Consider the following 22,903-nt stretch of genomic DNA (forward strand, 5'->3'; position numbering starts at 1 on the left):
GAGTTCTAGGGTTAACTGCTGCGGAAACTGCGATTTTAAAAGAATTGAGTGGAGTCGGCACATCTCTGAAAATAGAATTGAGGGGGCTATAAACCCCCACCAAAACACTTTACTTCAACAACGCGATCGCTCGTTTAACACTCTCGGGAAAAATCACGACTAAACTTCCTTCTGAAGCCGAGGCTAAAGCACTCTGAATAGCTTCTGTTTCATCCCAAATCTCTTGATAATTAAACTGGGGTTTTTCCTGACAAATTCCTTCTCGAATTAAACTCGCTGCTTCTCCACGCGGGCGATCACGAGTATTATCATCTTCTTTGATAATCACCCAATCAAACATCTGAGTCGATAACCGTCCTAACTCTTTTAAGTCTTGATCACGGCGATCGCCAGGACCCCCAATAACCCCAATTCGTTCACCCTCAGACCACTGACAAACAAACTCTCCAATCGCTTTATAACCAGCCGGATTGTGAGCATAATCAATTAAAACATGAAATTTGCCCAATTCAATCAAATTCATCCGGCCGGGAGTGTGTTCTAAAGAGGCTTGAAAGGTTCGTAATCCTGTACTAATATTTTCGATACTCACCCCTTGCACATAAGCGGCTAAACTGGCTGCTAAAACATTAGCAATCATAAAGGAAACCAAACCCCGCAACGTTGAAGGAACATTTACCATTTGTTCAACTTGAAGGGTATCTTGTCCATTACAAAAGGTGAGAAAATCCCCGTCATAAATGGCTGCAATTCCCCCTTTTCGCAGATGTTCTTGTACAATTGGATTGTGAGGATTAATCGAAAAATAAGCGACTTTTCCTTTAACCCATTTTGCCATATCCGCGACTAACGGATCGTCAGCATTCAACACGGCATAACCCTTGTCATCGGTTGCTTCTGCAACTACAGTTTTCACCTGTGCCATATCTTCAAGGGTATTAATATCTTCTAACCCTAAATGATCGGCAGCAACATTTAAAACCACGCCCACATCACAGCGATTAAATCCTAAGCCTGACCTTAATATTCCCCCTCTTGCCGTTTCTAAAACTGCCACTTCAACGGTGGGATCATTGAGAATCAGTTGAGCGCTTTGACGCCCGGTATTATCGCCTGATTCTAACAAAAAGTCACCGATATAAGTGCCGTCTGTGGTGGTGTAACCAATCACCTGTTTAGTCTGTTTAAAAATATGGGCAATCAGACGAGTTGTTGTGGTTTTTCCATTGGTTCCTGTGACTGCAATAATCGGGACTCGATAGGGAACTCCTGGCGGATAAAGCATCTCTAAAATTGGTGCTGTTACATTGCGAGGTTGTCCTTGACTGGGCTGTAGGTGCATTCGTAAACCAGGGGCGGCATTGACTTCGATAATGACTCCATCCACTTCTTGGAGAGGACGACTAATATCGGTACAAGTGATATCAATTCCAGCAATATCTAAACCAATAATTTGGGCAGCCCGTTCAGCCATCCAAACGGTTTCGGGGTGAATAATATCTGTGCTATCAATGGCAATTCCACCTGTACTCAGGTTTGCTGTGGCTTTGAGAAAACAAATTTCATCTTTTTCTAAAACACTATCGAGATCGTAGCCTTGTTGAGCGAGAACATCATCGGTATGACGGTCAATTTCAATGCGAGTTAGAATATTTTCGTGACCACTTCCTCGACTGGGATGACGATTGATATCTTCGATTAATTCCTCAATTGTTAAGTAACCATCGCCCGTGACATGAGCGGGAACTCGTTCAGCAACGGCTTCTACTTTACCATTAATGACTAAGACGCGATAATCTTTGCCCCGATAATACCGTTCGACTAAAATTCCGCCTGCTTTGGATTCTTCCTTAGCAACATCATAGGCATTTTCTGCATCTTGCCAACTGTTAATATTTAAAGTGATTCCCCGACCATGATTTCCATCTAGGGGCTTAATCACAATCGGAAAACCACCGACTTGATCAATTGCATCTTCGAGTTCATCAAAATAATAGATGACTTCTCCGAGAGGTGTTGGTAAACTGGCTGCTTCCAATAATATTTTTGTGGCTTGCTTATCTCCAGCAAATTCAATACCGAGAATATTTGTTTTGTCGGTTTGAGCGGTTTGAATCCGACGTTGATATTTACCGTAGCCCAGTTGGACGACATGACGAACGGGTAATTCTTGCCAAGGAATTCCTCGTTTTTGGGCTTCATTAACAATTGCTTCTGTTGTTGGCCCGAGGGAATCTTCGGCTTTGATTTCTTGTAAATCTTCGAGATCAATTTCCAGTTCGGCTTGTGGATAATAGCCTCGATTCATTAAACTTTGACAGATCCGGACAGCCCCTCGCCCTGCATAACGTCCCGCTTCAGGATTTTGATATTCAAACACAACCCGACACATTCCCGGTGTAGCAGCCAGACGAATCCGACCAAAATCAACAGGCATTCCAGCCAAGTTTTGTAACTCTAGAGCGACGTGTTGGATAATTTTGGCGATGGAGATTCCTTCTTGCATCTGCTGCAAAAAGCCACCTCGACAACCCCGAGATCCATGATGTTCCCTCAATCCGGGAAGCACCTTGACGAGTTCATCACAAAAGTCAGACATCTCGTTGGAGAGGCGATGTTCGTGTTCTTCGAGATCGAGTTGCAGGACAATTAGATGAGGGTGATTAATACTCCAGAAGTTTGGGCCATAGAGAGTTTGAGTTTTAAGGATTTTCATTGTTGCCGCCTCCTAAGGGGTAGATGCATCAACACAGATACAAGCTATTGTCATTTTTACGAATATTTCTACTGTCTCATACTTGGAGAGTTTTCTACTTCCTTCTCTCAACATGAGTCTTGAAAAATAGATTTGTCACCTTTGTTAAATTTTATCGTTAGTCTCCAGGAATGTTCCGTGAAACTACTGTTTCATCTCTCGGTACGAAGCCATAAAATAGAGAAAGAATCCATGTCATATTTTTTTAAATTGATGAATTGGTCTATTTCTTCGATTGTTACGATTTGGGTGGGTGGAGTTGGACTTCTAGCTTTAGTCAGCTTCTGGTTAAATTTTTCTCTATTTTCGAGTGAATTTTTGCAGACATCTTTATCACTCCACCTCCCGATTTTATTCTCTTTTGTCCTGTTCAGTCTTGTTCTGAAATTGCTTCAGAATAGACAACAGCGACAAGGGTTTAAATCTATCACTCAATTGTGTAGTGTCCTAATTATTGCAATTGGATTCTTTACATTGAGTGAAGAGGTGCGAAACTGGAATTTTTATTTTGAACCGGGCTTAATTCAGGATCATCCCTCCTTATTCATTTTACGTGTTTTTTTACCTCTCTTTGAACAGTCAAGTTTCGTGTTGATTTTCTTGGCCATTGTGCTATTACTACTCATTCATAAAACCCCGAGTCGAATTAAAGTTGCTCAAATAATAACAAGTCTAGTTTTAGCCATTGAAACAACAAACTTAATCACATTTTTCTTGGACATTCCCTGCTTGGACTTTGGAATAGTTTTCTCTAACAGAGGAATACCTCTAAAAACGATTAGCTTTATTATACTCTGTTTGGGTCTACTTTGGATCTATCCCCATCGCGGTTTAATGAGAACTTTTACTCATCGTTCTGTTTTTGGGATCAGACCCTATTCTTTATTTATAGGAATCATTTTTCTAGTATTATTTGATAGGATTGTACTCGACTTACCGCAAAATTTACAACAAGAACAAGCATTTTTATTAGGACTAAAAACAGTTCTAGAAATTTCAGTAATCTTAGGATTGGTTTACTGGACGAACAATCGCTTCTCTGCCGTTAATATTCGTTTTAAACGCTCAAAAAAACAACTTAAATACACTCGTCAAACCTTACAAACTTTACATCAAACTGTTGAAGATCAAGTGATTGAATGTCGTGATTATCAACAAATGATCGCTGCACTTCAGCAGCAAGAGCAAGATTTTAGAGTATTGGTAGAAAATTCACCGGATATTATTTCTCGGGTAGATCGTCAATATCGCTTTTGTTATGTTAACCCTCAAGTTGAACGAGAAACAGGAATTCAGGCTTCAGATTGGATAGGGAAAACCGAGCTAGAATTGGGATTTTCTGAAGACATTGTTCTTCCTTGGCATCAAGTGATTCAGCAAGTGTTTGAGACGGGTAAAGAGCATTTATACGAAACAAAATTTCCCACCTCTGATGGAATATTCAAATATTGGCAATGTCGAATAGTTCCTGAATTTAACGCTCAAGGAATGGTTGAGTCAGTGTTAACGGCAAGCCGAGAAATTACCGAGGAAAAAATTGCAGAAGAAGCACTGAATCAATGCGTTCAACATGAAAAATTATTAGGAGAAATTAATGATCGTATTCGTCAATCTTTGGAACTCGATCAAATTTTAGCAACTGCTGTAACAGAAGTACAGCAAATTTTGCAAGTGGATCGGGTATTAATTTATCGGTTTAATCCTGATTGGAGTGGTACAATTATTACTGAATCAGTTGTGGCAGGTTTTAACTCAATTTTAAACAAAAGTTGCCAAGATTCCTATCTGGTTCAAACCCAAGGAGAAGCTTTTAGCCAGGGGAATATTCAAGTTATGAATGATATTTATACTGCTAACTTAACTCCTTGTCATCAAGAATTACTCATTCAGCTTCAAATTCGAGCGTCTTTGCTATTACCGATCTTAATTTTTCCCACTCCTACTCAGTCTGAAGTCGTTCAGCAAAACGTTTGGGGTTTATTGGGAATTCATAGCTGTGTTGAACCCCGTCATTGGCAAACCCATGATATTGAATTCCTGAAACGTTTAACCGGAAAATTAGCGATTGCGATTCAACAATCAGCCCTTTATGAAAAACTCCAAAATGTTAATCAAGAACTCAGCTATATGGCTCATTATGATCAATTAACTCAAATTGCTAACCGTCGTTATTTTGATGAATATTTTGAGCAAGAATGGTCTCGAATCAGGCGAGAACAGGTGGCTTTATCGTTAATTCTTTGTGATGTTGATTATTTTAAACATTACAATGATACCTATGGTCATCTGGCGGGTGATCAGTGTTTAGTACAAGTGGCTGAAGCGATTTCTCGGGGAGTTAAACGCCCAGCAGATTTAGTGGCTCGTTATGGCGGAGAGGAATTTGTGGTGATTTTACCGAATACAAATATGGAGGGTGCTATTGAAGTTGTTCATTGCATTCAAAATGAAATTCTAGCATTAAATTTACCCCATTCAACCTCACTTACCACGAAACAAATTACCCTCAGTTTTGGGATTGCTTGTGTTTATCCGGCTTCGAGGTCTTCGAGGTATGATTTAATTAATCAAGCCGATAAAGCACTTTATCAAGCAAAAGATGCTGGACGAAATGGTTATGCAATTATTGAGATTGAATCGTGATTTTATAGAGAAACTTTAGATTTAGATTGATAATCTGTTCTATTTAAAAGAGAAGAATCCTTGTTTGAGGAATTTTTAGGAGAATATAAACAAACTTCGACGAGCATTTCTAGATAAGATAAAGGAAGAATAATAAGGAAGAAAATTAGGGCTTTTAAAACAGAGAAAAAACGATTTTTAGAAGTTGATGGTAAGGGGTTAGACGGGGAAGGACGGAACGTTAAAAATCCAGCTCGGAGAATTCCAACGGTTGTGACTAAAAGGATGAATGCAGACAATATCAGGAATTTCATAAGTTACGCTTGCGAATCTGACTAAACTGTTTCTACTTCTAGTTTAGTCATTGAGAGTTGCGAAGTGTAACCGTAGAATTACGGAAATTAATCTGTGTGATATTCAGAAAAACCCGTGAAATTACGGATAACGAGAGTTCAAAATTCAACCCTAAAATCAGAGATTTAAAAGTTTGAACTTTGAACTCCTCAAAACTAAACCTTTACACCAGAAGTCTGGGATGGTTCTGTGGGTTTTCCCTCCTCAGGGTTTCCCAGAACTCGGTTATAGATTTTAATGTACTCGTAGGCTGACTTTTCCCAACTAAAGTTTTGCCACATTCCTCGTTGTTGTAGCTTCCGCCAGTAGTCTTTGTAGCGATAAGCTTCTAACGCTCGGATCATTGCCGTTAGGAAGTCCATCGGTTCATAACGATCAAAACAGTAACCCGTACCCGCCTCATTCATGGGATCGTTATAGAACACCGTATCCACAAGTCCACCTGTCCGACGAACAATCGGAACACAGCCATAACGCATCGCTAACATTTGGCTAATCCCGCAAGGTTCAAAGCGACTGGGCATGATCAAAGTATCACAACCGGAATAGATGCGTCGAGACAAGGCTTCATTAAACAGAATATGACTCGACATACGACCCGGATAGCGAGATGCCATCTGCCACATTTGGGTTTCATAATAGCGATCGCCTGTTCCCAAAACCACAAGTTGGGCATCGGTATAAGACAGGAACTGATCCATAATTTGAATGACCAGATCGAGTCCTTTTTGTTCAACCAGTCGGCTGACCATCCCCACCAAAAACACACCCGAGTCTACGACTAACCCCAGTTCTTCTTGCAACGCTACCTTATTGGCTTTACGTCGTTCGACGGTATCGGCATTATAGTTTTCGACAATAAAGCGATCCGTTTCCGGGTTGTAGCTTTCGACATCAATGCCGTTGAGAACACCTGAGAGCTTACCACTGACAAAGGAAAGTAACCCTTCTAGGCTTTCACCGTAAGCGGCAGTTTGAATTTGTTCGGCGTAGGTGGGAGAAACAGTTGTGACTTCATCGGCAAACTGGATTGCGGCCGCCATCACGTTATGACCTTCCATATACCAAGGACACCAGGTAATCCGTTCTAGGAACCACCGCCAAGGCCCTTGATAAGCTAAATTGTGAACGGTGAAAATGGTTTTAACATCGGTCGTCTCGTTCATCCAAACCGGAATCATGGCAGTGTGCCAGTCATGGCAGTGAATCACATTCGGCTTCCAATAATTCCAGGTAAATTCAGCCGCACCATTGGAAAATAAGGTGAAACGCCACTCCTCATCTTCTCCGTAGTAGACACGACGGGGCATAAAGGAAGGATGTCCAAACAGGTAGAGTGGTACATCAGACTTAGGCAGCCGGGTTTCATAGACTGCAAACTTTTGATACATGGCTGTTCCCCACCAAATCGGTTCGGAGGGAATTTCCAGTTTATCGGGGAGAAAACCGTAATAGGGCATGAATACCCGTACATCGTGTCCCATTGCCCGCAGCACTTTTGGTAAAGCGCCGACGACATCTCCCATGCCACCCACTTTAGCCAAAGGTGAGGCTTCAGCAGCTACAAATAGAATTCGCATGATTGACTTTGCGTTCCCGTACTATGCTTCGTAATATCACCATAGTTCCAAGTCGGCTCTGTTGTTGAGACTAAAACTTGGTTTGGATAGAGTTTTGATTTCTATCTGGGCAAACTATACACCCTCGATCTCCTGACCCAATCGGTTCGCTTCTTCAATAATGGGCAGGCTCACTCTGTTGAGTTGATTACCTACTCACCGTTGTCCTTCAACAACAGCGATCAAACTGAGGGGTTCGATCAAAATTCAGCCTTAGCAGCAGTCACCTGTGAGAAGACAGACTCTACCCCTCAATCAACGATTGTGGTCTGTTGGAGATTCTCAACGATTCTACCGTATTTCTTAACATTTCTAATGATTGGTTTTAATCGCCTCAGAAAGCGGACTGTTTGAATATTTTGATACAGTCGAGGACAATTCAAGTCAGTTAGGCTAGACGGATTATAGGCGCCCTCTATTTCTTATTGTATGTTGGAAATAGGGTCGATTAATTTTGGGATCAGATCAACGAATAGCAATATTGTTTTTTCTGCCCTATTGACCATCATGTTTGAGGATTATCAAAATGCAACGAGACCAATTACTTAAATCTGGGTTTCAAAGGGTGTGTCATCGCAATTTATTCAATAACTGCAATCCTATCAATTTTTTATTTCTTTTAATAATTAGTTTTTTGAATAGTCCATTGCAGATGCAGATGGCGCGAGCTAATCTGACGAATGGGTTCCAACCCACGACTGTAGTTGCTCAGTCTTTTGAACAAGGAACAGGTTTTCTTGACAATGGGGTTTACCTCTATGGTCAATCTCCCCAACGGGATCAAATAGGCCAAGCTTACATGGTGTTTGAGATCAACCAGGGTCGGATGATGGGTGCTTTTTATATGCCGCATTCTTCGTTTGATTGTTTTTGGGGAACTCCTCAAGGCAATGGGTTAGCTTTAACTGTTGTCGATACTTACACTCAGGAAACGCATCCTTATGAGATTGGCTTTAATCCCTCAGTTGTGGCTGCTTCCACTTCCGGGGGAGCCGATATGCGTGTTTCACTAGAGGGATTTTACCCGATTGAATCTGTAAGTCAAGCGGATCGTCAAATTTTAGAGACTTGTAAATCAGATTTAAGTCAAAGAAAAGCGGGAAATTAGGCTGTAAACCTCCCATGAGGAGAGGGTTTGAGAAATTGGGGAGACTTTTTCCTGAATCTGTATATTTTTCTAGATTTTCTGACATTTGTTACTTTTTCTTCTCAATAGCCGGATCGGATTTCTGAGGAGGACGATTTATAGCAAGTCGCGAGTCGTCTATTTACAGATCGCCATTGTAAGAAATTGCTCAAAGCCTTGCACTATAGGCATTTATCTCTTCTGTTCCCTGTTCCCTGTTCCCTGTTCCCTGTTCCCGCCCGCGTTGCGCTATAACTTTCGACTCCTTGAGTTGATCTAATACGTCTTGGAGTAAGTTGATCGCTTGCTCTAGTTTGTCTACAATTTCAGGAGTTGGGCAATTGCCTGAAATCGGTTGACTGGGAGTAGGGGTTTGAGTTTCTGGATTTTCTTGCAGTTGCGAGATATAACTGAGTAGATCCCGATCTCGTTTTAGCCATCCTTCTAGAAAGATTTCCTGAGAAGCGTTGACTTGAACTCGTTGGTAGCGATAATTAATCCGAGCTTGACAATAACGTTGGGCTGTTTCTAAGCTGTTATTCTGTTCTAAAGTGGCTTGGGTATTGGGGCCAAAACGTCCATCAATTACTAATCCCCCCAAGGCTTCTTGTAAAAATTCAAGGCTTCCTCTAACACTAAAATTAACGGCAGTATCAAAATGAACCACAGCCAGAGGTAAAATCATTAAGTCGGCTTTTGAGGGTTTCCAATACATCTCTAAGTAGACTTGTTCGACTTCCTCAGCAGTAATATCTATAACTGATTTTAAAGGTAAACCTTGACGGCGAAGATAGGTGTCAAACGTGGCTTGGGTAATGCCATATTGAACAATACCGCCCAAATCTTGGGGATGTCCGCCCCCGCCTTCCCACTTCAGGGTAAACTGGAGGGCTGTCAAAAACGGATCAAGTTTTTCAGTCATGTTGGGTGAGGAGTTAGAAAAGATATTGTTATCGTTCTTTCTAATTCCTCATTTTTCCCTCCTAATCCTTATAAAACAGTTTACACCGAAGGCGCTCATGCAAAAGGCGCTCATGCAAAAGGTGCTCATGCAAAAGTAAATACTGTTCCCTGTTCCCTAAGATTGCAAACTTTGCTCTCGCCGGAAACCGCGCCGGGCCGCAAGGCAAGCGCTGTTCCCTGTTCCCTGTTCCCTAATTACTGCCGTTGAATCTCAGCGAAGATTTGATCTAAAATTTCTTTAGCGCCTTGTTCTCTCAAACGATGAGCGAGATCAATTCCTAACTGTTCGGCGTTGGTTGTTTCACCACTAACCGTATCTCGAATTAGGCGTTTTCCATCTAAACTGGCAACCATTCCAATCAGCGTCAGTTGGTTGTTTTCGACTTCGCTATTCACCCCGATGGGAACCTGACAACCGCCTTCTAATTCGCGTAAAAAAGCACGTTCAGCGTGACAACGTTGGGCTGTGGGGGTATGTTCTAAGACTTTGAGGATTTCTAATATATTTTCATCCCCATCCCGACATTCTATTCCTAAAGCCCCTTGTCCGACTGCGTGTAGGGAGACATCAGGGGAAATGGTTTGATGAATGCGATCGCCCATTCCCAAGCGTTTGAGTCCAGCTACTGCGAGAATAATGGCATCATAGCCGCCTTCATCGAGTTTTTCGAGGCGAGTGTTGAGGTTGCCGCGAATATCTTTAAATTCTAAATGGGGAAAATGGTGACGCAGTTGGGCGAGTCTCCGTAGAGAAGATGTCCCGATAACCGCACCTTGGGGAAGGGTTTCTAGTTGTTTGTCTTTGTGTCTTTCGTGAACAACTAAGGCATCTGCGGGGTTTTCCCGTTCGGTGACGCATCCTAACATTAATCCTTCGGGGAGATTTGTCGGAAGATCTTTGAGGGAGTGAACGGCGATGTCGGTGTCATGGTTGAGCATTCCGACTTCGAGTTCTTTGGTAAACAGTCCTTTATCCCCAATTTTAGCGAGGGCGACATCTAAGATTTTATCGCCTTGAGTAGACATGGTATGCACTTCAAATTCGATATCCGGGAAGTGCTTTTTGAGTTCGGCTTGCACCCAATAGGTTTGGACGAGTGCGAGTTGACTTTTGCGTGAACCGATCCGAACGGTTCGAGTGGGGGCAGATACGGTTGTCATGCTGTGTGCGATCGCTTGTTATCGTTGGTTTTTTGTCCATTCTTTAGCGTACCGCAACGGGGGACGTCGGTTGGTGTTTGCCGAAAAATTAGTAACTATCCTTAACACTTATCTGTTATCAGCCTTTATAGTGTAAGGAAAGCTGTATTTAACGTTTTAAATTGACATTCAGAGGAATTTAACGTGGTTAAAACAGATAATGAGACGGTAGATAAATTTGCTCAACTGATAGAAAATTTACCGAGTGATTCCTTTCTCAGCATTGATTTAACTGAAGATCAAAAGCAGTATTGGCATCAAATGAGAAAAAGTTCTATTTTTGTTGCAAAAGCTTTTAGAACTCAGTTTAGTCCTAAAGAATCTCTAGAAGCGTCTCGATTTGAGCAGTTTTGTGAACAGCAAGGTCTTGATCCAATTAAGCAAAAATCTCTTATAGCAGTTGCTAAACATTATAAAATATTGTGGGAAGTTGTACAACTTGGGGAAGACTATGTTATGGTTTTTCACTTTTTACTCCCTTGTATTTTAGAGTTATGGAGTCAAGATAAATCCAACAAAAAAGCTGTCTTACTTCAAAGATTTATTTGGGAAATATCTCAGAAAGAATATACCTTTAATTCTCCCGAAGATTTATTTTGTGAAATCTTAATCGAAGACACAGATTTATTATTCAAAGACTGTCTAAAACCATACTATGATGTCTCAATTTATGAATCCAAAAAAATCATAAACATACTCAAAAAATTGTTTATTAACTATAATCCGCTAAATAAAACACCATTCAATTTTGAAGATCCCCCTAAAAATTCGGAACAGAACTTAAAAGATTTTACGCATTATATCAAAAATCAACAAATGACCTATTCTTGGAAAGAATTAACTATTTTCTCATGCTGCATTTTAATGATATTTGAACCCAATTGGAGAAACAGAAATCTGATTAAGAAGTTAATAGAATATGGTAAATCTGTAATTGAACTAAGTTCTATCAGTTTCACTGCTTTTCGTAAACGTGAGTCACCAACATGGAAAAAACTTCACTCCTATCAATGGATGAACGGAGAAAGACTTTATGGCTGTGAGAAAGGTGGAACTTATTGCAAGCCTTAACAAAACTTCACATCTGGATCACACTTATTCTATCGTCTATAAGTCCGTACTAAGTTGGAAGAATCAAGCCTAATCTCAATAGCTTAACTATCTGTATATGCAGAATTAGCAGAGGTTAGACAGATATCTAACTTATATCCAGTTAAGCTGGAAGGGAGTATTATGAGTCTACCAAATTTTGCTGGAAATGTCGAGCAATCGGATTCGTTTGCTTTGGTTCCGTTGGTGTTAATTCCAATGAACATTGATGACTTCAAGCAGTTTTTGTCTGAATTCGGTCAACTTGTTCTCATTTCTAGTCAGGAATTTAAAGAATTGAAAGAACAGATTAAACATTTGGAAATGCTTATCCGAACTAAAGATGAGAAGATTCAAGAATTAGAATGTTTACAAAATCATTATTTTAATGATGGGGATGCAATTTGTAACTCTGAGTTCTAAAAAACGGAACTAATTTATTTGTAGGTTGGTGTTGAGTTTAGTTAACTCAATATTCTGAGAGGATTATTGGGTTTCACTTTGTTTAACCCAACCTACGACCTGTATTGATTATTTTGTCAATAAATATCAGGTCGATGACTCGAAGTTAGATCTTTCAGGTCTATTGCAATGATATCAAGGGATGCAGCACAGTCCATCTTGACAGTATTTATGTTACTTTGTTACTATGTTACATAGTATTTACGGATGGAGTATGAGTAAAGTGATTCGGATATCTAATCAAATTTTTACGAGGTTACAGGAAATTGCAGAACCGTTGACGGATACTCCTGCTAGTGTTATTGAACGGTTACTAGATTTTTATGAAGAAAACTATCAAAGTGATAGTATATTTCAACAACCAGAAACCTTCATAGAAGAAGATTTCAATATAAAGAGATTTGACCCAGAAACACCGCCCAATCTAAAATTTTCTAGGGTTAATAAAGCTATCATAGGAAATTCTGCTTTGTCGAAACCAAACTGGAATAAAATAGTGCGCGAAATACATTTGTTAGGCATGAAAAAAGCTAGAAAATTTGACGCGCTACAAATGATTACCACCTTTAATATAAAACAAGGTGAACATAACGATAAAGGTTTCTACTACGTTCCAGAAATCGGTATTTCTATACAAAATGTTGATGCCAATACATCTTGGGAAGGAATATTAGCAATAGCCAAAAAATTAGAGATTCCAATTTCTATATATTTTGAGTGGCTAGATAAACCCGAAGCAGAAATTCCAAGAGGTAAAGGATTATTGAGTTGGAGTCCTGATTAAAAGTTATTGTTTGTTCTTACAGAGCAAAGCTGATGACAAAGTTAACTAAGCTGGTCAAACGTTTTTTATCTGAGCCATCAGAGCTTAGATTTTCTGAAGTATACTCTTTACTAAACGCATTCGGATATCAAGAAATTCGCTCTAGTGGTAGCCATCATATTTTCAGGAATGCTCAGGGTCAGAATTTAGTTGTCCCTAAAACAGGTGGTAAAATGGTTAAAAGAACATACATTAAACAAATTGTATATTTTCTAGAGCTAGAGAAATGGTATGCAGAACATCAAGACGAAACGTGAATCACTGGATTATTATCTGAATTTACCCTATCCAATTACCCTTTATCCTGAACCAGAGGGAGGATATGTAGCAGAAATTAAAGATCTTTCGGGATGTCTGACTCAAGGCGAAACGATTGAGGAAATTATGGAAAATATTGCAGATGCGAAGCGTTTATGGATAGAAACCGCTTATGAATTGGGCGATGAAATTCCCCTTCCCTCTACCGTATCAAAGTGATAAAAACTGAAACTTATTTATCTGTAGGTTGGTGTCGAGTTAACGAGACCCAAGACTCTGAGAGAATTTTGAGGTTTCACTTCATTCAACCCAACCTACTATTTGAAGTTATTGAACCGAGTTTAACTTATCACAGAGTTACGAAATCATCTGCACTGATAACGGCAGCATCAACCCCGTTTAACGTGGCAATTAATTCATTAGTGTCGGCAATCCGAATAACAGTTGAATCGGTATCTTGCGCGATCGCTAACTGTTCAAAAGTTAATCCTTCTACTAATAACAGTTTATCAGTTCCGTTAGCAAAGTCAAGCAAAAAGTCGCTTCCCGAACCAATGACAAAAGTATCATTTCCGCTTCCTCCGGTGAGGGTATTATCTCCCAAGTCTCCGCTAACAAAATCATCGCCACTTCCGCCGGAAAGACTATCATTATCTTTCCCTCCAAACAGGCTATCATTTCCTTCGCAACCCGTAAGAATATCAGCCTCTAAATTACCGAATAGTTGGTCATTTCCTTCACCACCGCAAAGCGTATCATTTTGTTTTCCGCCAAAAATTGTGTCGTTTCCAGTCCCCCCATTAACGGAGTCATTATCAATATTTCCATAAAGTTCGTCGTCGCCATCTCCTCCATCAAGGCTATCATTTCCAACACCACCAAAAAGAGTATCTTCACCCGCATCACCAAATACTAAGTCATCTTCGGTATTTCCAAATAACAAGTCGTTTCCGTTTCCACCACTAATACTATCGGCGCCAATATCTCCCCAAATATGGTCGGCGTTATCTCCACCAAATAAGATGTCGTTGTCTTTTCCCGCGTAAAGGGTATCTAAACCAAAGTTACCGTTGATAACATCATTTCCCTGGGAACCGAATAACACATCATTACCTGCTTCTCCTTCGAGGTTGTCATCACCTCCCATTCCAAACAGGGTATCATTACTCCCAAAACCATGAAGTTCGTCGTTATCGGCGCTTCCCATTAGGGTTTCTGACCCTAGAGTACCATTTTGAATATTTTGAATTGTGTTGACTTGGAAACTGGTTTCAATATCAAAACTGGGGAAGGGTTCACAATTACAGTCATCTTCAGGTGTAGGTTCGGGTGTGGGAATAGGTTCGGGTGTAGGTTCGGGTGTAGGTTCGGGTTCGGGTGTGGGAACAGGTTCAGGTGTAGGTTCAGGTGTGGGAACAGGTTCGGGTGTGGGAACAGGTTCGGAGTTAACTACACCAGCAACAGCAAAGTTAAATAGATTTTCATCGCTATCGTTGGTTGTAAATGAAAGTTCACCCGTGACGTTATTAACAGCAGTTGTATCAAGTTGAACATCAAAAGTTCCTTGAGAACCCACAGCAATTGTTGTTGGGAAGTTTCCGACTAAAGTTAACCCGGTGGGAAGTGTTAAGTCTGAAAGCGTTAATTCCGCAGTTCCATTATTTTGTACAGTGAACGTTTTGCTAACAGCAGTTCCAACCGTCGAAGTTCCGAAGTCAAACGAGGTGTTATCTATTATATTAGTCGTATTTTGAACAACGTCTATTTCAGGAATTGGGTTAACAGCAACAACACCAGCAACCGCAAAGTTAAATGGGTTTTCATCCGTGTCGTTAGTTGTAAAAGAAAGTTCTCCCGTAACGTTATTAACAGCAGTTGTATCAAGTTGAACATCAAAAGTTCCTTGAGAACCCGCAGCAATAACGGTTGGGAAAGTTCCCGCTAAAGTTAACCCGGTTGGAAGCGTTAAGTCGGAAAGAGTTAAGTCAGCAGTTCCGGTATTTTCGATAGTGAAGGTTTTGCTAACTACGCTTCCAACCGTCGAAGTTCCGAAGTCAAACGAGGTGTTATCTATTATATTAGTCGTGTTTTGAACAACGGATATTTCGGGAACAGGGTTGGTTGTCACTTCACCAGAAACAGCAAAGTTAAACGGGTTTTCATCGCTATCATTCGTGGTAAAAGAAAGTTCTCCGTTAAAAGTATTCGCAGCAGTTGTATCAAGTTGAACATCAAAAGTTCCTTGAGAACCCGCAGCAATAACGGTTGGGAAAGTTCCCGCTAAAGTTAACCCGGTTGGAAGCGTTAAGTCGGAAAGAGTTAAGTCAGCAGTTCCGGTATTTTCGATAGTGAAGGTTTTGCTAACTACGCTTCCAACCGTCGAAGTTCCGAAGTCAAACGAGGTGTTATCTATTATATTAGTCGTGTTTTGAACAACGGATATTTCGGGAACAGGGTTGGTTGTCACTTCACCAGAAACAGCAAAGTTAAACGGGTTTTCATCGCTATCATTCGTGGTAAAAGAAAGTTCACCATTCAAGCTATTAGCAACTGTTGTATCAAGTTGAACTTCAAAAGTTCCTTGAGAACCCGCAGCAATAACGGTTGGGAAAGTTCCCGCTAAAGTTAACCCGGTTGGAAGCGTTAAGTCGGAAAGAGTTAAGTCAGCAGTTCCGGTATTTTCGATAGTGAAGGTTTTGCTAACAGCGGTTCCAACGGTTGTTGTTCCAAAATCAAAAGTTCCTGTGTTATCGGCAATATTAGTCGTATTTTGAACAACGTCTATTTCAGGAAGGGGAAGAATACTAACAAATTCAAAAGCACCACTATCAACCTCTGAAGTCCCATTATTATCGCCATCAACGGGACGAGTTTGACCTCGTTGGTCAGTGGTTAAGGTAACAGAAGCACCTGCATCTATCGCGGAACTTCCTTCTAAGAGAGGATGAATAAAAGTGCCGTTAATGTTTTGTAGAGTATCGAGTTTGGCATCAGTAAATGTGACATTTGTGGTCGCTTTATCTTTATGTAATGGCCATTGAATATTACCACCGAGGTCGATTAATTCACTTCCTGTTTGTTGTTTAATATCCCAATCATTTAACCCATTGTCAGCAGTATTATTGTAGAAAATAGTGTTTTTAACTTTAACTTCTGCATCTGAAGACGCAGTTATTCCACCACCAACCCAACCTGCATAATTATTAGCAAAAGTTGAGTTTGTGATATCAGTAGGGCCGTATAATGCTAATCCTCCCCCATTTCCTTGAACCGTTAAAGATTCGGCTTGGTTTCCTGAAAAGGTACTATTTGTAATAGTAGTAGGAGCTTTCATCATCCAGATGGCTCCTCCTTGACTACTAGCGGTGTTATTAATAAAGGCAGTATTAATGACATCAAAGCCTTTATTTAATCCATTATTCATCTGAACAATTGCACCACCATTTCCTTTATTACCTCCGTTAGGAAGTTCAATAATTTTATTGTCTTTGAAAATGCTATCTTGGATAATTACGTTGTCTTGAGTTCCGGTATAAAGATAGGCTGCACCACCTTCGCCTCGTCCTTGATTTCCTTCAAATACACTGTTAGTAATGCGAATTGTTCCTGAAGTTGCATCACTTCCGGTACTTGCTCTGTCAGTATAGATGGCACCCCCAAATCCTCTTAAAAATGGTCTAGCTTTATCAGTATCATAAAAAGCTGCGGTTGTTTTGTTATTGACAAAGTTAGAGTTATCAATGGTAAGTTTACCATTTAAACTGTTGATTGCAGCACCATTAATTCCTTCGTTATCAATAAAATCACTATTGGTAACGGTGATATTATTCGGCCCCCAAAACGCAATCGCTCCTGCTCCCCGTTCGTCATTTCCTGCAACCGCTTTATTACGATTGAATTGGCTATTATTAACGGTGAGATTGCCTTCAAAAGCACTAAAAATTGCGCCGCCACCTGTATCGGCAACGTTATCGTTAAAGGTAACATTATCAATATTTAAAATACCTTGATGTTCGGTTATAATTGCTCCCCCTCTTTCATTGGTATAACCATTGCTTAGAGTTAGATTTTTTAGAGTTAGTTCAGTTGGGTTAACCGAAGTAGATTGGAGGTTAAAAATCCGAGAGGTGTTGTTTCCGTTAATGACGAGGTTAGGATTCGCTGAACCATCAATAATTAGATCTTTTCCGACAATAACTTCTATTTCACCTGTTGTGAGAGTGACCGTATTTCCCCCTTGTAAGTTCGGAGAAAAAGTAATGATATCTCCAGCTTGTGCATTAATTATTGTATCTCGCAGTGAGCCGATTCCAGAGTCATTATTATTGATAACAATAAGTTCAGCCATTTTTACTTGTCCTGAGTTGTCCAAAAGAATAAATAAAAAAGAGTTTCATCTACTTTTTATTGATTAACTCCCTTTAATTTCTATTTCATATTTCTATCAAATCAAACAGTTTCCGGAGATAATATTCATCAAAATTTATTGAATTAAAATTTGGCTGGATGATTTTTATAAACTTTATAAAGTCTTTACAAAACTTGGGAACCATGCGGATTTATGCAACTTTTTATCCAGTTTCTGAAACCTCAATTCAAGTAGAGAGATAAGTAGATACACCCTTGGATGAATTTTAGTCGTCAAGACTTGAACAGATTCTAGAATTAGAAACTAAATTGAGTGAAATCACTAGAACTGATTTGAGCGGGTAAAATTCCGGTTAATATTGCCAACTCCTCTCCGGTACTTTCTAGAGTAATAACAGTGGAGTTTTGTGTTAAATTTAGACTCAGTTGGTCGAAGGTTAAATTACCTGTTAGTGCAATTTTATCTTGACCGATAACAAAATCAGCAATTCTATCCTTTTCTGTTGTCGAACTTATTAAAAATGTATCCTCTCCCTCACCCCCAATTAACAAATCATTTCCCAAATCACCACTAATTAAATCATTCCCATTTCCCCCAGTTAACGTATCATTTTCTTGACCTCCATATAAACTATCGTTTCCTTCACCACCCCGAATTAAATCCGCACCCAAATTTCCAAACAGTAAATCTTGATCATTACCTCCACAGATGCTATCATTATCTTTACCTGCAAAAATGGTGTCATTTCCCGAGTTACCAAATAATTCGTCATTTCCTTTATTTCCAAACACGTTATCATTGCCATCACCCCCACTAACGACATCATTTCCGATATCACCAAACAGCCAATCTTCTCCTAGTCCACCCCAAAGATAATCATCTTCTTGACCGCCATAAATGCTATCATTTCCAGAACTTCCCATGAGAGAATCTGAATCTAAATTCCCCCAAATCATATCATTTCCATCTTGACCCCAAACAGCATCATTATTTTTACCGCCATAAATGCTATCATTTCCTAAACCTGTATCGATGTGGTCATTGCCTTGATTTCCAAAGATTAAATCATCGCCATCTTGACTATAAATATTATCATTTCCCTCCATTCCAAAGAGAGTATTGACATTTATATCTCCTCTAATTTCGTCATTTTCAACTGTTCCTAATGTCGGTTCACTATCAGCAGTATTGATGGTTTGAACAACGGAATTTGGGTTAGGTGTAATTTCTGGAATGGTTCGACATTCCCAGTCAATATTTATGTCGTCAGGTGTTGGTTGAGGTTCGGGTGTTGGTTGAGGTTCGGGTGTTGGTGTTGGGGTTGGTTGAGGTTCGGGTGTTGGTGTTGGGGTTGGTTGAGGAGTAGGAACAGGTTCGGGTGTTGGTGTTGGGGTTGGTTGAGGTGTTGGGGTTGGTTGAGGAGTAGGAACAGGTTCGGGTGTGGGAACAGGTGTAGGAACAGGTTCTGAGTTAACTACACCAGAAATTGAGAAGTTAAATGGGTTTTCATCGGTGTCGTTAGTTGTAAAAGAAAGTTCTCCGTTGAAAGTATTAGCGATAGTTGTATCAAGTTGAACTTCAAAAGTTCCTTGAGAACTCGCAGCAATAACGGTTGGGAAAGTTCCCACTAAACTTAACCCAGTAGGAAGTGTTAAATTAGAAAAGGTTAATTCCGCAGTTCCGTTATTTTGTACAGTGAACGTTTTGCTAACAGCAGTTCCAACCGTCGAAGTTCCGAAGTCAAACGAGGTGTTATCTATTATATTAGTCGTATTTTGAACAACGTCTATTTCAGGAATTGGGTTAACAGCAACAACACCAGCAACCGCAAAGTTAAACGGGTTTTCATCGGTGTCGTTAGTTGTAAAAGAAAGTTCACCATTCAAGCTATTAGCAACTGTTGTATCGAGTTGAACTTCAAAAGTTCCTTGAGAACCCGCAGCGATAACTGTTGGGAAACTTCCCAGTAAAGTTAACCCGGTAGGAAGTGTTAAATTAGAAAAGGTTAATTCCGCAGTTCCGTTATTTTGGATAGTAAAGGTTTTGCTAACAGCAGTTCCAACCGTCGAAGTTCCGAAGTCAAACGAGGTGTTATCTATTATATTAGTCGTATTTTGAACAACGTCTATTTCAGGAATTGGGTTGGGAGCAACCACCGCAGAAACCATAAAGTTAAACGGGTTTTCATCGGTGTCGTTAGTTGTAAAAGAAAGTTCTCCGTTGAAAGTATTAGCGATAGTTGTATCAAGTTGAACTTCAAAACTTCCTTGAGAACCCGCAGCAATAGTTGTTGGAAAAGTTCCAACTAAAGTTAACACGGTGGGAAGTGTTAAGTCGGAAAGGGTTAACTCAGCAGTTCCGTTATTTTCGATAGTGAATATTTTACTAACAGCAGTTCCAACCGTCGAAGTTCCGAAGTCAAACGAGGTGTTATCTATTATATTAGTCGTATTTTGAACAACGTCTATTTCAGGAATTGGGTTGGGAGCAACCACCGCAGAAACCATAAAGTTAAACGGGTTTTCATCGGTGTCGTTAGTTGTAAAAGAAAGTTCTCCGTTGAAAGTATTAGCGATAGTTGTATCAAGTTGAACTTCAAAACTTCCTTGAGAACCCGCAGCAATAGTTGTTGGAAAAGTTCCAACTAAAGTTAACACGGTGGGAAGTGTTAAGTCGGAAAGGGTTAACTCAGCAGTTCCGTTATTTTCGATAGTGAATATTTTACTAACAGCAGTTCCAACCGTCGAAGTTCCGAAGTCAAACGAGGTGTTATCTATTATATTAGTCGTATTTTGAACAACGTCTATTTCAGGAGTGGGAAACAGATATTCATAAGACCCAATATCAACAGTTGCTACACCGTTATTATCTCCATCTAACGGACGAGTTTGACCCAGTTGGTCTGTGGTTGGTGCATTTGTATTTGTTCCCGCATCTATCGCTGAACTTCCAGCCAGTAAAGGATGAACCCATATTCCATTAATTTCTTGTAATGTATCTAATTGAGGGTCAGCAACTAGAATATTTGGTGTAACAAATTCTGATTTTGGATGAGTTGTTAAGCCTGGAAATTGTAAGTTATTTCCACCATCAATTAGCTGACGACTGCTATGATGAGTAAAATCATTTCCGTTAGCAGAATTATCGACAAAAATAGTATTGCTAACGGTAATTGGAATAATATTATCGGGGTCCCAACTAAAAATTCCGCCGCCTATTCCTTGTGATGTATTATTGACAAGGGTGGTATTGGTAATATTAGTCGGGGACTGAATGGTCATTGCACCCCCATAAGCATCTCCAGTCGGGTGTTCGGCTTTGTTTCCTGAAAATGTGCTATTAATAATGTTAGATTGAGTTGACCTAACATCAATCCAAACCCCACCTCCACTAATAGCTAAATTGTCATCAAAGGTGGTGTTTTTAATCGTAGCTAAAGCAACATTTCCTGTTCTCAGTCCACCACCATTACCAATTCCTCGACTATCGGCGATAACAGTATTTTGAGAGAAACGACTATTGTCAATCAAAATTTGGTCATTATCATAACCAAACAAAAATGCACCACCACCACTACCCGCACCAATATTTCCCTGAAAGTAACTATTTTGAATTAAGGCTGTACCTCCTGTTTGACTTCCGTCGGGATAGGTCACTTTTAAACCATCGGTATAGATACCTCCTCCATAACCCATTGTGTTGGGGCCAATTGGGCCTCCTGCTGTAGTATCATTATTAATAAATTGAGAATTTTTGACCGTTAACCAACTGGCGAGGCTGTTAATTCCACCACCATTAATACCTTTATTGTTCTCAAAAATACTGTCTTCTACAATTAGTTCTACATCTCGAACATGAATAGCGCCGCCTCCCTGTTCACTTAAACTGAGAGTTCCATCATTATTGGTAAAACGACTATTTTTAACAATAGCTTTACTTAAGTGATAAACGGTTAATGCACCCCCTTCTCCGGCTGTATTATTTTCAAATTCAACATTTTCAATGGTAATATTTGTCCGTTTTTCTGCAAAAATACCACCCCCTCTGTCGCCTAAAAGTTCGTTCTGGTCATTTGCATTGCCATCGGCTATTTTGATATTTTTTAAGGTAAATGTGGTGTCAGGCTGTTGATGAAAAATGCGGGAGATATTGTTTCCACTTAGAGTTAAACCTGTAGCATTTACACCATCAATGATAAGATTTTTATTGATTTCTAATTCACCGCTAGTTAACGTGATTTTTTGGTTAGCTAAACTTGGGTCAAATTGAATAATATCTCCGGGTTGAGCGAGGGAAATGACTTGCCTTAATGAACCAACTCCGCTATCATTAATATTGTCAACGGTGAAAACGGTTGAGATTAAAATCCCCTGATAAGCGGTTAAAGTATCAGAGTTAATCGGTAAATTTGCCTGAATTTCTCCGATTTTATAGTCTAAATTCCAGCTTCCTCCTTGCTTAAAATCACCAATAATATCTGTTGAAGCTGCAATATTAACGCCAGTCAGTTGGCTGAGTTTTTGAACAAAAACTGAACCTATTCCCGCCGCGACTTGACACCCGTAAAGTAGAATATTGGCGGTTTTAGAAAGATAAATGTGCCAATTTTTTAACTGATTTTGATACCGAGTAATAGTTTCAAGTTTGAGTTCGGTGTTACCGAGTAATAAGCAACCCGGATGACCATGAGATAGAATATGTATGGCATCAATTTCTGTCTGATACTGAAGTTGATGGTTTTTTAGTGTTTCAGTAATTTGCTGAATACCATCTTGCTGAGAGTCGAGAATAATAACAGTTGCATTTTTATTTACTCCAGCTACCAAATCGTGATAAGATTCTAAACTAGCATCGATAAAGACCAGTGTTACAGATTGATAATTGTCATAGTTGTCGGCAATTTTATCAACACAAAATGAAGAGAACATTGTTGATACTCCAAGAGGGTTTGTATTGGTAGATACGTCCCTGGAGTAATCAATTCAGGCTAAAATTTTAGCCATTTTTTAGATAAATTTTCTGACAAAAAAACACAAATAAGCCTAAGCAGTAAATAGTCAGGTAAGATCAACCTTATTGTCGCTCCTCCAGCAGAGAGAAACAAAATATCTACTTTGGTTTGAAGTTAAATTTAGAGCAAATAATCATCATTCAAAAGTCTCCAAGAGTCAAATTGAAGGTAGATACACCCTTGGAAACCCTGAAAATTAAGTTCTAACGTTTGATCGCCCTGAGCAATAATTAAGAAATAAGTAGGTTGACA

13 protein-coding genes and 1 pseudogene are annotated in these 22,903 nt (G+C 39.8%); 7 read left to right on the plus strand and 7 right to left on the minus strand.

Features of this window, described 5'->3' with window-relative positions:
* Nucleotides 1-109: 109 nt before the first annotated feature.
* Entirely contained in the window at nt 110-2,716 is a 2,607-nt protein-coding gene (gene cphA / locus L8106_RS01565; RefSeq protein ID WP_009782401.1) for a cyanophycin synthetase, read from the minus strand.
* Between the two features lie 252 nt (nt 2,717-2,968).
* Between cphA and L8106_RS29240 the strand changes: the two genes are divergently transcribed.
* Nucleotides 2,969-5,398: a diguanylate cyclase domain-containing protein gene (locus tag L8106_RS29240; protein WP_198012878.1), complete on the plus strand. Its 2,430-nt coding sequence runs from the start codon at nt 2,969-2,971 to the stop codon at nt 5,396-5,398.
* Between the two features lie 2 nt (nt 5,399-5,400).
* On the opposite strand, the gene L8106_RS32720 is transcribed toward L8106_RS29240, so the two are convergent.
* Both L8106_RS32720 and glgA read right to left on the minus strand, forming a co-directional pair.
* Complete coding sequence (locus L8106_RS32720) at nt 5,401-5,691, minus strand: hypothetical protein (protein WP_039895272.1); 291 nt, start codon at nt 5,689-5,691, stop codon at nt 5,401-5,403.
* Nucleotides 5,692-5,886: 195 nt separating this feature from the next.
* Nucleotides 5,887-7,311: a glycogen synthase GlgA gene (glgA, locus tag L8106_RS01580; protein ID WP_009782403.1), complete on the minus strand. Its 1,425-nt coding sequence runs from the start codon at nt 7,309-7,311 to the stop codon at nt 5,887-5,889.
* A 697-nt stretch (nt 7,312-8,008) separates the two neighbouring features.
* Here glgA and L8106_RS29245 point away from each other — a divergent pair.
* Nucleotides 8,009-8,458, plus strand: a complete 450-nt coding sequence (locus L8106_RS29245) for a hypothetical protein (protein WP_156803554.1) — start codon at nt 8,009-8,011, stop codon at nt 8,456-8,458.
* Nucleotides 8,459-8,645: 187 nt separating this feature from the next.
* On the opposite strand, the gene L8106_RS01590 is transcribed toward L8106_RS29245, so the two are convergent.
* A complete protein-coding gene (locus L8106_RS01590; protein WP_009782405.1) occupies nt 8,646-9,398 on the minus strand; it encodes a glycoside hydrolase family 108 protein in 753 nt (250 codons plus the stop codon).
* Between the two features lie 236 nt (nt 9,399-9,634).
* The gene (gene hemC / locus L8106_RS01595; RefSeq protein WP_009782407.1) at nt 9,635-10,600 is read right to left on the minus strand and encodes a hydroxymethylbilane synthase; all 966 of its coding nucleotides are present in this window, start codon (nt 10,598-10,600) and stop codon (nt 9,635-9,637) included.
* Nucleotides 10,601-10,783: 183 nt separating this feature from the next.
* On the opposite strand from hemC, the gene L8106_RS01600 reads away from it, so the two are divergent.
* The 5 genes from L8106_RS01600 to L8106_RS01620 all read left to right on the plus strand — a co-directional run bounded on the left by L8106_RS01600 (nt 10,784) and on the right by L8106_RS01620 (nt 13,490).
* Complete coding sequence (locus L8106_RS01600) at nt 10,784-11,710, plus strand: hypothetical protein (protein WP_009782409.1); 927 nt, start codon at nt 10,784-10,786, stop codon at nt 11,708-11,710.
* Between the two features lie 162 nt (nt 11,711-11,872).
* Nucleotides 11,873-12,151, plus strand: coding sequence for a hypothetical protein (locus L8106_RS01605; protein WP_009782410.1), 279 nt, complete (start codon nt 11,873-11,875; stop codon nt 12,149-12,151).
* Nucleotides 12,152-12,404: 253 nt separating this feature from the next.
* Nucleotides 12,405-12,974, plus strand: a complete 570-nt coding sequence (locus L8106_RS01610) for a T4SS efffector SepA family protein (protein ID WP_039895314.1) — start codon at nt 12,405-12,407, stop codon at nt 12,972-12,974.
* A 32-nt stretch (nt 12,975-13,006) separates the two neighbouring features.
* Nucleotides 13,007-13,270 (plus strand): type II toxin-antitoxin system HicA family toxin, encoded by a 264-nt coding sequence (locus L8106_RS01615; RefSeq protein ID WP_009782412.1) that lies wholly within the window; start codon nt 13,007-13,009, stop codon nt 13,268-13,270.
* Entirely contained in the window at nt 13,245-13,490 is a 246-nt protein-coding gene (locus L8106_RS01620) for a type II toxin-antitoxin system HicB family antitoxin (RefSeq protein ID WP_009782413.1), read from the plus strand. Before L8106_RS01615 ends, L8106_RS01620 begins: the two co-directional genes overlap by 26 nt.
* A 130-nt stretch (nt 13,491-13,620) precedes the next feature.
* Here the strand turns inward: L8106_RS01620 and L8106_RS29250 are convergent.
* A pseudogene (locus L8106_RS29250) lies at nt 13,621-17,610 on the minus strand (choice-of-anchor D domain-containing protein); the annotation flags it as partial.
* Nucleotides 17,611-17,936: 326 nt separating this feature from the next.
* The gene (locus L8106_RS29255; protein WP_009782415.1) at nt 17,937-22,568 is read right to left on the minus strand and encodes a choice-of-anchor D domain-containing protein; all 4,632 of its coding nucleotides are present in this window, start codon (nt 22,566-22,568) and stop codon (nt 17,937-17,939) included.
* Nucleotides 22,569-22,903: the final 335 nt, after the last annotated feature.

Source organism: Lyngbya sp. PCC 8106 (genome assembly GCF_000169095.1).
Taxonomy (GTDB): Bacteria; Cyanobacteriota; Cyanobacteriia; order Cyanobacteriales; family Microcoleaceae; genus Capilliphycus.